Raw genomic sequence first — 12,281 nt, 5'->3', positions numbered from 1 at the left:
CGGAGCCTCGGGCCCCTGCAACGGCGATCACCGTGGCACAAATCGTAGTTGCGCCCCTTGGCGAAAGAAATTACAAAGTTCGATCAATCCTTGTCAGCAAATCGAACATGAGCGAATTCACCCTGCACGACCTCCAATGCTTCGACGCGGTGGTGCGCGCGGGCGGCTTCCAGGCCGCCGCCACGCAGTTGCATCGTTCGCACCCGGCGGTGTTCGCGGCCGTGGCCAAGCTAGAGCGGCAACTGGGCCTGGTGCTGCTCGACCGTGGCGGCTACCGCGTGCAGCCCACCGAGGCCGGGCGCTCCTTCCATGCGCGCGCGCAGTCGCTGCTGCGCGAGCTCGAGGGCCTGCGCGGCCATGCGCGCCAGCTCGCGGTGGGCGAGGAAAGCGAGCTGCGCGTGGTGATCGGCGACCTGTGCCCGCGGCCGCAGGTGTTGGCGATGCTGGCGCGCTTCTTCGCGCAGTGCCCGGGCACGCGGCTCGCGCTGTACTTCGAGGCGGTGGCCGGTCCGGCCGAGCGGCTGTTCGACGGCGAGGCCGACCTGATCCTGCACGGCATCGACAAGCGCGATCCGCGGCTCGAATGGATCGACCTGTGCAAGGTGCCCTTCGTGCCCGTGGTGGCGCCGGCCCTGCTGGCCCAGCCGCTGCCGCGCGCGCCGGGGCCCGAGCGCATGCGCGCCTACACCCAGTGCGTGATGCGCGACACCGCGCGCCACACGCCGCCCCAAGACCACTTCCTGATCGAGGGCGCGCACCAGTGCACCGTGGCCGACCAGCTCATGAAGAAGGAGGTGATCCTGCTGGGCCTGGGCTGGGGCCACATGCCGCGCTTCCTGATCGAAGAGGAACTGCGCGACGGCCGGCTGCGCTCCATCGCGGGCCGCCACCTGCCCGGCAGCGTCGAGGAGCTGGTGGCGGCGCGCCGGCGCGACCGCTCGCCGGGGCCGGTCGCGAGCCGGCTCTGGGCCCACATCGAGGCCGAGGCGCCGGCGCTGCGCCGTGCCCTCGCCGGCAACGACGAGGCTGCTAGCGGCCCAGGTCCTTCGCCGAAACCCCGGCGATCCCCCAGTTCTCCTTCGGCACGTCGTGCAGCCACACGCGCACGTTCTCCTTCGGCGCGTTGACGGCCTCGACGATGGCGGCCGTGACCTTCTCGATGAGCGCGCGCTTCTGGTCCTCGGTGCGGCCTTCGATCAGGTAGATCTGTGCAAACGGCATGGTCCGGCTCCTTCCGTGTTCAGACGAAGCGCAGCCCGACGCTGCCCATGCCCTGCACCTTGAGCGTGACCGCGTCGCCCGCCTGCACGGCCACCGCCTCGGTGATGCCGCCCGACAGGATCAGCGTGCCGGCAGGAATCTCCTCGCCGCGCGCGCCCAGGTGGTTGGCCAGCATCGCGATGGCCGCGGCCGGATGGCCGAGCACCGCCGCGCCGGCGCCGAAGGCCACGGGCTGGCCGTTCTTCTCGAGCACGATGCCCGTGGTGCGCAGGTCGACCTCGCTCGCGGGCACGGCCCGGCCGCCGACCGCGAAGCGCGAGGCCGAGGTGTTGTCGGCCACCACGCTCTTGAGGTCGAACTTGAAGTCGCGGTAGCGGCTGTCGATCACCTCGATGCCCGGCAGCACGAAGTCGGTGGCCGCGAGCACCGCACCGATGTGGCAGCCCGGGCCCCTGAGCGCGCGCTTCGTCACGAAGGCGATCTCGGGCTCGACCTTCGGATGGATCAGCTCGCTCACCCGGCACTCGCCGCCCTCGGGCACGGCGTAGTTCTCGGCCATGAAGCCGAAGACCGGCGTGGTCACGCCCATCTGCTTCATTTTGGCGTGCGAGGTCAGGCCGGCCTTGAGGCCGACGATGCGCAGGCCGCGCGACGTCTTGCGGCGGCGGATCTCGTCCTGGATCGCATAGGCGTCGTCCCAGTCCATCTGCGGGTATTCGTCGGTGATCTTGGGCGTGTCGCGCGCCTCGAGCTCGCAGGTCTCGAGGTGCTCGGCGAGCGCGGCGATGGTCTTCGCATCGAGCTTCATGCCGCCACCTCCTGCACGACCTCGGCGGCCACCGGCACCGGCACCGGCACCGGCGCCCGGCGCTCGCGCGCCAGCGTGATCGCCGTGTCCTCGATCATGTCCTCCTGCCCGCCGACCATGCCGCGCCGGCCCAGCTCGACCAGGATCTCGCGCGCCGGCACGCCGTATTTCTTCTCGGCGCGCTTGGCGAACAGCAGGAAACTCGAGTACACGCCCGCATAGCCCAGCGTCAGCGAGTCGCGGTCGACGCGGATCATGTGGTCCATGATCGGCACGACGCGGTCCTCGGCCACGTCCTGGATGCCGAACACGTCGACGCCGGTCTCGATGCCCATGCGGTCGCAGACCGCGACGAACACCTCCATCGGCGTGTTGCCCGCGCCCGCGCCCAGCCCCGCGGCGGCGGCATCGATGCGGTTCGCGCCCGCCTCCACCGCGGCGATCGAGTTGGCGATGCCCATCGCGAGGTTGTGGTGGCCATGGAAGCCCAGCTCGGTGTCGGGCTTCAATGCCGCGCGCACCGCGCCCAGCCGCGCCTTCACGTCCTCGGGCAGCATGTGGCCGGCCGAGTCGGTCACGTAGATGCAGTTGGCGCCATAGCCTTCCATCAGCAGCGCCTGGCGCACCAGCAGCTCGGGCGAGGCCATGTGGGCCATCATGAGGAAGCCAACCGTGTCGAGGCCGAGCTTGCGCGCCATCGCGATGTGCTGCTCCGACACGTCGGCCTCGGTGCAGTGCGTGGCCACGCGCACCGTGTGCACGCCCAGGCCGTGCGCCATGCGCAGGTGGTCGACGGTGCCGATGCCCGGGATCAGCAGCGCCGAGACCTTGGCGCGCTTCATCAGCGGAATCACGGTGCCGAGGTACTCCTCGTCGGAGTGGGCCGGAAAGCCGTAGTTGACCGAGCTGCCGCCCAGGCCGTCGCCATGCGTGACCTCGATCAGCGGCACGCCCGCCTCGTCGAGGCCGGTGGCGATGTGCTTCATCTGTTCGAGCGTCATCAGGTGGCGCTTGGGATGCATGCCGTCGCGCAGGGTCATGTCGTGCACGGTGACGCGGCGGCCCTTGAGGGTGTTGGTGTTCATGGGGGGTGCTCCTATGCCGCGACGGCTTCGGGTTGCGGGGCGCCGGAGAGCATCGCCTCGGCGAACATCTCCGCCGTGCGCGCCGCGGCGGCGGTCATGATGTCGAGGTTGCCGGCGTACTTGGGCAGGTAGTCGCCCAGGCCCTCGACCTCGAGGTAGATCGACACGCGCTTGCCGTCGAACACCGGCCCGTTGACCAGCTTGTAGCCCGGCACGTAGCGCCGGACCTCGGCGATCATGGCGTGCACCGAGGCGGTGATGCGCGCCTCGTCGGGCGTGTCCTCGGTCAGGCAGTGCACCGTGTCGCGCATGATCAGCGGCGGCTCGGCGGGGTTGACGATGATGATCGCCTTGCCCTTCGCGGCGCCGCCCACGCGCTCGACCGCGCCGGCCGTGGTGCGGGTGAACTCGTCGATGTTCTTGCGCGTGCCCGGGCCGACCGAGCGGCTGGCCACCGTGGCCACGATCTCGCCGTAGGCCACGGGCTGCACGCGCGACACCGCCGCCACCATCGGGATGGTGGCCTGGCCGCCGCAGGTGACCATGTTGACGTTGGCGGGCCGTTCGCCGGCATCGGCCATCAGCGCCTGCAGATTCACCGGCGGCACGCAGAACGGGCCGATGGCCGCGGGCGTGAGGTCGATCATCAGTACGCCGAGCGCATTGAGCTTGGCGCTGTTCTCGGCATGCACGTAGGCGCTGGTGGCATCGAAGGCGATCCGCACGCCGTCGGCCTTCACGTGCGGCAGCAGGCCGTCCACGCCCTCGGCGGTGGTCTTCAGGCCCATCTCGCGGGCGCGCTTCAGGCCATCGGACCCGGGGTCGATGCCCACCATCCACACGGGCTCGAGCACCGGGCTGCGCTGCAGCTTCGCGAGCAGGTCGGTGCCGATGTTGCCCGGGCCGATCAGCGCGCACTTGATCTTGTTCGTCATGGGTTTTTCTCCGTCAATGGAAGCGCACCGAGCAGCCGCCGAGGCCGCCGATGGAGACGCGGAAGTTGTCGCCGGCCTGGGCCGGGAACATGGCGGCGAGCGCGCCCGAGAGGATCACCTCGCCGGCCTTGAGGCCGATGCCGAGCGCGCCGAGGGTGTTGGCCAGCCACGCGACCGCATTGACCGGCGAGCCGAGCGCGGCGGCGCCCGCGCCGGTGGCGATGATCTCGCCGTTCTTCTCGAGCACCATGCCGCAGGTCGAGAGGTCGACGCGGCGCGGATCGACCGCGCTGTCGCCGAGCACGAACACGCCGCAGGAGGCGTTGTCGGCCACGGTGTCGGCGATCCTGATCTTCCAGTCGCGGATGCGCGAGTCGACGATCTCGAAGCAGGGCATCACGCATTCGGTGGCGGCCAGCACGTCGGCATTGCCGATGCCCGGGCCCATCAGGTCGCGCTTGAGGATGAAGGCGATCTCGCCCTCGGTCTTGGGCTGGATCAGCGTGGTGCTGTCGATCGACTCGCCCTCGCCGACGATCATGCCGTCGAGCAGGTAGCCGAAGTCGGGCTGGAACACGCCGAGCATGTTCATCACGGCGCGCGAGGTCACGCCGATCTTCTTGCCGACGATGCGCTCGCCGGCCTCGAGGCGGCGCGCGATCATGCGCTGCTGCACGCCGTAGGCATCGGCCACGGTGATGCCCTCGTGGCGGCTGGTGAGCGGATCGACGACGCCGCGCGCGCGCAGCGCCTCGTAGAGCTCGTCGCCGAGCTGCTGGATCAGTGTGGGGTCCATGGTCTCTCTTTGCGTTGGGATGGAAGAAATCAGTCGGCCTCGGCCAGGAAGTCGCCGACCAGCCGCGCGAAGCGCGCGGCATGCTCGATCTGGGTCCAGTGGCCGCAGCGGCCGAACACGTGCAGCTGGCTGTCGGCGATCCACTGGGACAAGGTCAGCGAGGTGGCGAGCGGGATCACGCGGTCCTCGCGGCCGTGGATCAGCAACGTGGGATGCGGCAGCGCGCGGATGTCGGCCTCGGGACTGGCGAGCGCATCGACCCAGCGCTGGCGCGGCGCCGGGAACATCGCGCCGAAGGACTCCTGGAAGCCGGGCCGGATGCTGGCCTCGTAGCGCAGCTGCGCAAGTTCGTCGCTGACCAGCGTGCGGTCGAAGGCGAACACGTCCATGATGCGGCGCATGTTCTCGAACGAGGGCGTGTAGCCCCAGACGGCATCGAGGCCCGGCGTGATCGCGAAGGGCACGCCCACGCTGCCCATCAGCACCAGCCGGCGCACCCGGTGCGGCGCGCGGATGGCCAGCGCCAGCGCGAGCGCGCCGCCGAAGGAATTGCCGATCAGGTCGGTGCGTTCGATGTCGAGCGCATCGAGCAGGTCGAGCGCCTGGCGCACCCAGCCGTCCATGTCGTAACGCGCGCCCGGTACGCGCTCGGTGAAGCCGAAGCCGGCCATGTCGGGCGCGATCGCGCGCCGGCTCGCGGCCAGCACCGGCAGCACGAGCCGCCAGTTGGCCCAGGCGCTGACGCCCGGGCCCGAGCCGTGGATCAGCAGCACGGGCGCGCCCTGCCCCAGGTCGTGCACGTTGGTGGCGAAGCCGCCGGTGCGCACGCTGTGGGCGATCTCGGGATCGGTCACTGCCGTGTCCTCAGAGTTTGATGCAGACGTTGCGGAGCTCGGTGTAGAACTCCAGCGAATGCACGCCACCCTCGCGGCCGATGCCCGAGGCCTTGGCGCCGCCGAAGGCGGTGCGCAGGTCGCGCAGGAACCAGCTGTTGACCCAGCAGATGCCGACCTCGACACGCTTGGCGACGCGGTGCGCGCGGCCGAGGTTCTCGGTCCACACGGTGGTGGCGAGGCCGTAGTCGGTGGCGTTGGCGAGCGCGATCGCCTCCTCCTCGGTGTCGAAGGGCGCGATGTGGCAGCAGGGGCCGAAGATCTCCTCGCGGATCACGGCGGCCGTTTCGGGCAAGCCGGTCCAGATGGTCGGCTGCACCCAGTTGCCCTCGGCCAGCGCACCCTTCATGGCCGGCACGCCGCCGCCCGTGACGACGGTGGCGCCCTCCTGCACGGCCTTCTCGTAGTACGACAGCACCTTGCGCTGGTGCTCGCGCGAGATCAGCGGGCCGAGGCCGACGCCGGGCTCTTCCGAAGGACCTGGCTTCAACGCCTCCGCCTTGGCCTTGAGCGCCGCGACGAACCTGTCGAAGATCGGCCGCTGCACATAGACCCGCTCGGTGCCGAGGCAGACCTGGCCGCAGTTCTCGAAGGCCGAGCGCGTGATGCCGGCCACGGCCTTGTCGAAGTCGGCATCGGCGAACACGATGCCGGCGTTCTTGCCGCCGAGCTCGAAGGACACGGGCCGCACGCCCTTGGCGGCCGCGGCCATGATGGCCTCGCCGGTGCGGGTCTCGCCGGTGAAGGTGATGCCGTTCACGCCCGGATGCCGGGTCAGGAATTCGCCGGCAGATTCGGGTCCGAAGCCGTGCACCACGTTGTAGACGCCCGGCGGAATGCCGACGGCGTTCATCACTTCGCCGAGCAGGGTGGCGGTGGCGGGCGTTTCCTCCGAGGGCTTGACGACGACGGTGTTGCCGCAGGCCAGCGCGGGGCCGACCTTCCAGGTCATCAGGAGCAGCGGCAGGTTCCAGGGGCAGACGACGCCGATGACGCCCAGCGGCGAGCGCACGGCATAGTTGAGCGCCTGGCCACCGTCGGGCGTGGCCATCTCGAAGCTCTCGGTGGGCACGTTCTTCACGATGTCGGCGAACACCTTGAAGTTGGCCGCGCCGCGCGGGATGTCGACATGCGAGGCCAGCGCATGCGGCTTGCCGGTGTCGGCCATCTCGGCGGCGAGGAAGTCGTCGAAGCGCCGGTTGATCTCGTCGGCCACCGCATGCAGCAGCTCGACGCGGCGCGCGACGCTCATGCGGCCCCACTCGCCGTCGAGCGCGGCGCGGGCCGCGCGCACGGCAGCATCGACCTCGGCCGCGCCGGCTTCGTGCACCAGGCCGATCAGGCGGTTGTCGACCGGCGCCCGGTTCTCGAAGGTCTTCGCGCCGGCGACGAACTCACCGCCGATGAAGTTCATGAACTGCTTCATCGCCCGCTCCTCAGGTCAGCACGCTCAGGAAGTTCTCGTTGAGCTTGCGGTCGTGATAGAAGATCGCGCGCCCGAGCTCGTCGTCGGTCCACACCAGCGGCGGCTTGTCGGGGTAGTAGATGTAGCCGCCCGAGAACACCTCGTTGCGGTTGCCGCTCGGGTCGAAGAAATAGATGGTCTCGCCGCGCGTGATGCCGTGGCGCGTGGGACCGATGTCGAGCGACACGCGCTTCTTCGAGATGATGTCGGCCGCCTTCAGCACCTCGCCCCAGTTGTCGAGCAGGAAGGAGGCGTGATGGAACTTGTTCTTCTCGGCATGGCGGATGAAGGCGATGTCGTGCGGCTTGGTCGAGCAGGTCAGGAAGGCCGCGATGTACATGCGCTCGGGACCGGCCACCACGCTCTCGGCGAGCTGGAAGCCCAGCACGTCGATGAACAGCTTCATGGTGCCGTCGAGGTCGTCGCCGTACAGCAGGCAATGGTCGAAGCGCGAGGGCGCCATGCCCTTGAGATCGTCGGGATAGACCTCGGGGTTCTCGTAGGACATGCCGTTGCCGACCTTCTCCTTCTCGGCGAACAATTCGATCGCATGGCCGGTGGGCACGGTGAAGCGGAAGCGCCGGCCGGTGCGCAGGTGCTCGCCGGCCTCGATCCACTGCGGCTCGGTCGCGAGGCCGCTGGCCTTGACGTCGGCCGCGAGCTTCTCGAGCGTGGCGGGCGAGTCGACGCGAAAGCCCATGAAGTCCATGCCGGCCTCGTCGGCCTCGCGCAGCACCACGCTGTGGTGATCGTGCTCGTCCCAGGCCTTGAGGTAGATGCGGCCCTGCGGGTCGCGAGCGGTTTCGATCAGGCCCAGCACGTCGCGGTAGTGCTTGAGCGCGGCCTCGATGTCGAGCACGCGCAGTTGCACGTGTCCGGGACGGATGACGCCGGTGATTGCCATGAGAGTCTCCTTGGTGGTTGAAAAGATTTCAGGTGGGGGAACTGGAATTTCTGGAAGCCGTTGCCGTTGCCGCATGCCGCTCGATGCAGCGGGCCAACTTGTCGACGGCGCGCAAGGCGAGGTCGCTTTGCGGATAGGCCCTGCAGGCGAGCACGTAGCCCTGGGCTTCTTCCGCGGCGCTGACGTGGCAGCGGCTCATGCGGTCGTGGCGCACGTGGCCCGATTCGATGCGGACCTTGCAGACGCCGCAGCCGCCGCCTCGGCAGCCGACGGGGATGCCTTTGCGGCCCAGTTGCTCCATGCCGCCGAGCAGGGTCTGGTCGGGTTTGCAGGGGTAGCGTTCGCCGGTGTTGCCTATGGCTACGGAGAAGCTCGCTGGATTTGCCATCTTTCGTCCTTGTTCTTTTGAGGTAGGCCGGGGCGCGTGCACAGGACAGCGGGTACTTCCCTCCGCGAATGTCCCCCGGCCTTCGGCCTCCTCCTTGATTTCGCTGCGGGAAGCACCCACTGCCCTGTGCACGTGGGCGTTGCGGTGGTGCGGGCGGTTCAACAACCGGCGCGTCCAGGCGCACGTCGATGGGGTACTCCCCGCAGCGAAATCAAGGAGGAGCCGAAGGCGGGGGACATTCGCGGAGGGGAGTACCCCGTCGGCGTGCGCCCGCCCCGACGTCTCCTCGATGAAACGAAGCCACGGCATCTAGAGCGCCTTGAACAGGGGACTGCGAGGCGCGGCAGAAGCCGCATCCGCCGCCGTGAAGAACTTCTCGGTATAGATATCGCGCTCGAACAGCCGCCCCTGCATCAGCGTTGCGATACAGGCCTCGGTCATCGGCGGCGGACCGCACAGATAGGCCTTGTGCCCCCGGAAGTCGTTCGCGAAATGCGCCTTCAACGCTTCGTGCGCATAGCCCCGCGCACCGGCCCAGTCCGAGCCTTCGGGCAGGTCCGACAGCACCGGCAGATAGGTGAAGTTCGGATGCGCATCGGCCAGCTGCTCGAACAGCTCGCGGTAGTACAGCTCCTCGGCATTGCGCGCCCCCTGGATCAGCGTGATCGGCAAGGTGCAGCCCTCGGCCAGCAGGTCGAGCACCATCGACTTCGGGCTCGACAGCCCCGAGCCGCCGGCCACGAAGATCATCGGCAGCCGCGCCGACTTGCGCACGAAGAAGCGGCCGTTGGGGGCCGTGAAGCGCAGCCGCTGGCCCGGCTGCAGCTCGTCGTGCAGCCAGCCCGTCGCGCGGCCGCCGGGCACGCGGCGGATGTGCAGCTCGATCAGGTCATCGCCTGGCGCATTCGCGATCGAGAAGGCGCGCTCCCCTTCCACCCCCGGCACCTGCAGCATCACGTACTGTCCGGCCTGGAACGAGGCCGCGCGTTCCGTGCGCAGCCACAGCCCGCGGATCGTGGGCGTCAGCATGCGAGCCTCCACCACCTCGGCGTCGAAGTCCTCGAGCGGCAGGAAGCGCGCGTCGGGGTCCTCGTCGATCTCGGCCTCGATCACCAGGTCGGCCTGCGCCATCGCGCAGCACGCCAGGATCTTGCCTTCGTCGCGCTCGAAATCCATCAGCGCGAAGTTCGAGGCCTCGCCGTGGTCGCACTCGCCCTCGAGCACCTGTACCTTGCAGGTGCCGCACACCCCGTGGCCGCAGGCGTGCGGCAGCCACACGCCCGCGCGCAGGCAGGCATCGAGCACCGTCTGGCCGTCGCGCGCCGCCACGCCCTGGCCCAGCGGCTCGATCATGATCTGGAAGCTCATGGCATCGCTCCTTGCTCGGTGTGCGGCCTCAGCTGCACGAGCCCTCGATGCCGCGCAGGCCCGGCGTGCGGAAGCGGATCGCCGACTTGTGGACCAGGCCGTTGTCGGCCAGCGACTTCGCGGCATCGGGCACGAAGGGCTTGCCCGAGTCGAACCACTCGGCCGTGGTCCAGTCGATCTGTTCGAAATCGGGATGGCTGCCGTAGACGCCGGGCAGCACCTGCGACAGCAGCGCGCCGAAGGGCATGGCCGCGGGCAGCGGCAGGCACACGGGCGAACAGAACAGCAGGTGGTCTTCCCAGCCGATGTAGAGCAGGCGGTTGCCGTGGAAGCGCTCCTCGGCATCGGCGACGGTGCCGGTGTAGCCCGGGGCGAGTGCAATGACGGACATGTTTTTTCTCCTGGATGAATGACGGCTTCGGCAGCGCGGCTTCGCCTTGTGGCTCAAGCGACGATCGCCTCTTGCTCGGGCGGGGCGCGGCGCTCTGTCGAGGTGTCCTGTCCCGTCCACCGATCCCAGTTCGCCTGGTCCGGAGAGCCGTTGAACTCGCCGTTGTCCGCGCCCGCGTTGATGTGGTAGTAGTCGAGCACCGCCGCGAGCGGGTTGAAGCCCTCGACCGTCGGGTCGGTGCCCTCGGGGAAGCAGTTGCCCTGGTAGATCTGGTGCACCGGCAGCCAGGCCTGCACGTACTTCTCGGGCTCGCCGTCGAACACGTCCTTGCAGCCGTCGGAGCAGAAGTGGTACTTCATGCCGTGGTAGCTGCTCTCGCGGTAGCAGATCTTCGTGGGGTCGTCGGGCTCGGTGAAGGCCATCGGGATCTGGCAGGTCTGGCACAGCATCGGCAGCGTGTTGTTGAACCAGCGCTTGCCCTGCTGCTCCTGCGCGGCCAGCCATTCGAAGCGCGGGCGGTACAGCGCATCGAAGGTGTCGGGGTATTTGGCCGACAGCCACTCCATCTCGTCGGGGCGCGGTGCCCACACGTTGATGTTGGCCGCGTGGCCGTAGTTGTTGAAGATGGCCCAGGCCTCGTGCGAGAGGCGGCCCTTCTCCTTGCTCGCCACCTCGTGGTACTTGGGCATGCGGATGCCGTAGCGCGAGAGGTCCTGGAACAGCGCGCCGCCGTTCTTCTCGAAGTACATCTCCCAGGCCTCGGACCAGCTCATCACCCGCTTGGGCAGCATGTAGTCCATCATCATCGACACCAGCGTCAGCAGCCGATAGCCGCGCCAGAACCACTTGTCGACCCACTTCTGCACGATCGGCACGTTGCCCGGGTCCTGCTCGAGGATGAACTTCACCACCTCCAGGCCCAGCGTCATGTGGCGCGACTCGTCGCTCTGGGCCGAGAAGCCGAAGGTCACGGTGGCCATGTCGCCGTTGTAGGCGGCGCCGCTCATGAAGGGCATGAACAGCAGGTTGGTCAGCACGTACTCGAACGAGAACGAGATCGCGGTCACGAACTCGAAGGGCCCGGCGCTCATCGCGTCCTCGAAGTAGCTCTTGGGCACCGACAGGTACCACACGCGGTCGTGCATGTGCTGCGGATCGTGCAGGCCGTTGAAGTACTTGTTGAAGTGGCTGATGGTGTGGAACTGCGTCTGCGCATGGCGCAGCTCGTCGATCGACTGCATCTGGCAGGCCACGCGCGCGCCCACGCCGCGAAACGACCGCCCGGCCATCGCATAGCCGCGGTGCGCTGCGTACTCGAGCGGCGACACGCCCGTGAGGAACAGCTTCAGCGTGTTCAGGTAGCGCGGGTCGCTGATGTTGAACTGGCCGTTGTTCTGCTGGAACGCGTCGATGATCGCGTAGAGCTTCTTCTCCTTCTCGCCCTGGAACTTCCAGTAGGCATCCATCGTGAGGCGGAACGGGTCCTCCCACTGGTCCCAGTCGTGGATCTTGATGCCCTCGAACTGGTCGAAGGGGAACACGTCGTCCATCGACTGATAGCTGGTCTCCCAGCCGAGGCCGCGGGTCATCATGGCGTAGCGTTCCTTGAGGCCGAGGCGCTTGCCGGTGCTGCTGTTGGGGGTCGTCATGGCGTTGTCGTCCTGTGCGTTGTCGTTGTGGGTGCGGTGGTCGTCGGGGTGCGCGCGCTCAGGCGCCCCAGTGCAGCGTGAACTCGTCGTCGGTCTCCTCGATGCTTCCCGACAGCGAGATCAGGCTCAGGTGCAGTTCCTGCAGGTCCCAGCGGCGGCCGAGCAGCGACTCGACCGTGGCGCGGCGCAGCGTGAGCCGGCCGGGCGCGTCGATCTTGACCATGGCGGGGTACTCGCTGACGGTTGCCTCGGGGTTGTCGGCCACGATGGCCTCGACGATGGCGCGGGCGCTCTCGCTGATCTGCAGCGCGATGAAGACCGGCGTGCGGGAGAGTTCTGCGGTGGCGGTGGTCATGGGGATGGGTCTCCTTGCGGTGG

The 12,281-nt window shown here is 68.6% G+C and carries 13 protein-coding genes and 1 pseudogene; 1 reads left to right on the top strand and 13 read right to left on the bottom strand.

What is annotated here, in order from left to right:
* Positions 1-107: 107 nt before the first annotated feature.
* Positions 108-1,010 (top strand): annotated as a pseudogene (locus tag R0232_RS13005) (LysR family transcriptional regulator); the annotation flags it as partial.
* A gap of 19 nt (positions 1,011-1,029) precedes the next feature.
* On the opposite strand, the gene R0232_RS13000 reads toward R0232_RS13005, so the two are convergent.
* The 13 genes from R0232_RS13000 to R0232_RS12940 form a co-directional block, all read right to left on the bottom strand.
* Positions 1,030-1,221: a 2-hydroxymuconate tautomerase gene (locus R0232_RS13000; protein WP_057597602.1), complete on the bottom strand. Its 192-nt coding sequence runs from the start codon at positions 1,219-1,221 to the stop codon at positions 1,030-1,032.
* A gap of 19 nt (positions 1,222-1,240) precedes the next feature.
* Positions 1,241-2,029, bottom strand: a complete 789-nt coding sequence (gene dmpH, locus R0232_RS12995; protein ID WP_431512355.1) for a 2-oxo-3-hexenedioate decarboxylase — start codon at positions 2,027-2,029, stop codon at positions 1,241-1,243.
* Positions 2,026-3,114: a 4-hydroxy-2-oxovalerate aldolase gene (dmpG, locus tag R0232_RS12990; RefSeq protein WP_431512354.1), complete on the bottom strand. Its 1,089-nt coding sequence runs from the start codon at positions 3,112-3,114 to the stop codon at positions 2,026-2,028. Before dmpG ends, dmpH begins: the two co-directional genes overlap by 4 nt.
* An 11-nt stretch (positions 3,115-3,125) precedes the next feature.
* Positions 3,126-4,049, bottom strand: coding sequence for an acetaldehyde dehydrogenase (acetylating) (locus R0232_RS12985; protein WP_431512353.1), 924 nt, complete (start codon positions 4,047-4,049; stop codon positions 3,126-3,128).
* 13 nt (positions 4,050-4,062) lie between these two features.
* Positions 4,063-4,845 (bottom strand): 2-oxopent-4-enoate hydratase, encoded by a 783-nt coding sequence (gene dmpE / locus R0232_RS12980; RefSeq protein ID WP_431512352.1) that lies wholly within the window; start codon positions 4,843-4,845, stop codon positions 4,063-4,065.
* 29 nt (positions 4,846-4,874) lie between these two features.
* Entirely contained in the window at positions 4,875-5,699 is an 825-nt protein-coding gene (locus tag R0232_RS12975) for an alpha/beta fold hydrolase (protein ID WP_431512351.1), read from the bottom strand.
* Positions 5,700-5,709: 10 nt separating this feature from the next.
* Complete coding sequence (locus R0232_RS12970) at positions 5,710-7,164, bottom strand: 2-hydroxymuconic semialdehyde dehydrogenase (RefSeq protein WP_431512350.1); 1,455 nt, start codon at positions 7,162-7,164, stop codon at positions 5,710-5,712.
* A gap of 10 nt (positions 7,165-7,174) precedes the next feature.
* A complete protein-coding gene (locus R0232_RS12965) occupies positions 7,175-8,107 on the bottom strand; it encodes a catechol 2,3-dioxygenase (RefSeq protein ID WP_431512349.1) in 933 nt (310 codons plus the stop codon).
* A gap of 28 nt (positions 8,108-8,135) precedes the next feature.
* A complete protein-coding gene (locus tag R0232_RS12960) occupies positions 8,136-8,495 on the bottom strand; it encodes a 2Fe-2S iron-sulfur cluster binding domain-containing protein (protein ID WP_431512348.1) in 360 nt (119 codons plus the stop codon).
* Between the two features lie 309 nt (positions 8,496-8,804).
* On the bottom strand, positions 8,805-9,863 hold the full coding sequence (locus tag R0232_RS12955) for an NADH:ubiquinone reductase (Na(+)-transporting) subunit F (RefSeq protein WP_431512347.1): 1,059 nt from the start codon (positions 9,861-9,863) through the stop codon (positions 8,805-8,807).
* 28 nt (positions 9,864-9,891) lie between these two features.
* On the bottom strand, positions 9,892-10,254 hold the full coding sequence (locus R0232_RS12950) for a phenol hydroxylase subunit P4 (RefSeq protein ID WP_093342814.1): 363 nt from the start codon (positions 10,252-10,254) through the stop codon (positions 9,892-9,894).
* 53 nt (positions 10,255-10,307) lie between these two features.
* Entirely contained in the window at positions 10,308-11,903 is a 1,596-nt protein-coding gene (locus R0232_RS12945; RefSeq protein WP_093342815.1) for an aromatic/alkene/methane monooxygenase hydroxylase/oxygenase subunit alpha, read from the bottom strand.
* A gap of 58 nt (positions 11,904-11,961) precedes the next feature.
* The gene (locus R0232_RS12940; protein ID WP_431512346.1) at positions 11,962-12,258 is read right to left on the bottom strand and encodes an MmoB/DmpM family protein; all 297 of its coding nucleotides are present in this window, start codon (positions 12,256-12,258) and stop codon (positions 11,962-11,964) included.
* Between the last annotated feature and the right edge of the window lie 23 nt (positions 12,259-12,281).

This window comes from Variovorax sp. DAIF25, assembly GCF_050711835.1.
Lineage (GTDB): Bacteria > Pseudomonadota > Gammaproteobacteria > Burkholderiales > Burkholderiaceae_C > Variovorax.
The sequence above is the reverse complement of the archived record's forward strand: the minus strand, read 5'-3'. Positions and strand labels throughout refer to the sequence as shown.

Coding starts and splice junctions, on each gene's coding strand:
- R0232_RS13000 (WP_057597602.1), bottom strand. CDS start 1,221: ATGCCGTTTGCACAGATCTACCTGATCGAAGGCCGCACCGAGGACCAG.
- dmpH (WP_431512355.1), bottom strand. CDS start 2,029: ATGAAGCTCGATGCGAAGACCATCGCCGCGCTCGCCGAGCACCTCGAG.
- dmpG (WP_431512354.1), bottom strand. CDS start 3,114: ATGAACACCAACACCCTCAAGGGCCGCCGCGTCACCGTGCACGACATG.
- R0232_RS12985 (WP_431512353.1), bottom strand. CDS start 4,049: ATGACGAACAAGATCAAGTGCGCGCTGATCGGCCCGGGCAACATCGGC.
- dmpE (WP_431512352.1), bottom strand. CDS start 4,845: ATGGACCCCACACTGATCCAGCAGCTCGGCGACGAGCTCTACGAGGCG.
- R0232_RS12970 (WP_431512350.1), bottom strand. CDS start 7,164: ATGAAGCAGTTCATGAACTTCATCGGCGGTGAGTTCGTCGCCGGCGCG.
- R0232_RS12965 (WP_431512349.1), bottom strand. CDS start 8,107: ATGGCAATCACCGGCGTCATCCGTCCCGGACACGTGCAACTGCGCGTG.
- R0232_RS12960 (WP_431512348.1), bottom strand. CDS start 8,495: ATGGCAAATCCAGCGAGCTTCTCCGTAGCCATAGGCAACACCGGCGAA.
- R0232_RS12955 (WP_431512347.1), bottom strand. CDS start 9,863: ATGAGCTTCCAGATCATGATCGAGCCGCTGGGCCAGGGCGTGGCGGCG.
- R0232_RS12950 (WP_093342814.1), bottom strand. CDS start 10,254: ATGTCCGTCATTGCACTCGCCCCGGGCTACACCGGCACCGTCGCCGAT.
- R0232_RS12945 (WP_093342815.1), bottom strand. CDS start 11,903: ATGACGACCCCCAACAGCAGCACCGGCAAGCGCCTCGGCCTCAAGGAA.
- R0232_RS12940 (WP_431512346.1), bottom strand. CDS start 12,258: ATGACCACCGCCACCGCAGAACTCTCCCGCACGCCGGTCTTCATCGCG.